The organism is Clostridium sp. AF37-5, assembly GCF_003477605.1.
In the GTDB taxonomy this organism is placed as follows: domain Bacteria; phylum Bacillota; class Clostridia; order Lachnospirales; family Lachnospiraceae; genus Eubacterium_F.
This window is the reverse complement of record NZ_QUDR01000036.1, coordinates 1-479: the sequence shown is the minus strand read 5'-3', so window position 1 is coordinate 479 and position 479 is coordinate 1. Positions and strand designations below refer to the sequence as shown.

Annotated in this window: 1 protein-coding gene; it reads right to left on the bottom strand. The window is 44.1% G+C overall.

The features are described from left to right. Positions 1-52: 52 nt before the first annotated feature. The coding region (locus DW019_RS14305; protein WP_182431160.1) for a UPF0236 family protein at positions 53-479 on the bottom strand (427 nt) is incomplete at its 5' end.

Sequence of the window (479 nt, the reverse complement as noted above, 5' to 3'; positions counted from 1 at the left end):
GACCTGTTTCAGATTTGATAACTGTTTTTACTATATCCGATTTCTTCTTTTCTTACAATCCCCATATATGATTTTTTAGTGCCGCTATCTTTTTTATCTGTGGATAAGGAATACTGTATACCGGCATATCTGCCAGTTTTCCAAGCCTGTTTTTGTTGCGCCTTTCGGCAGCCAGCATCTGCGTTGCTGAATATATCACCTCTTCTGCACCTGCAGCCAGTGGCAGTTCTTTTTTCTGGTATCGAACCAGTTCCAGTATGTCCCTCTTATTCTGGCGGTATATACGCAGTCTTGCCATCTTATCTGCACCGGTTCTGCTCCAGCCTAATGGTCTTGAACTCATTCTGTCTGAATAAATGTGGCTCACATGTCCCTCTGCGCTGCACTGCAGGCTCTTATCCTTCGCCCTTACGGATTCCATAATTCCTGCCCAGTTCCCCAGAATATAATTCTTTGCGGATTCTACTGCCTTTGCTTTT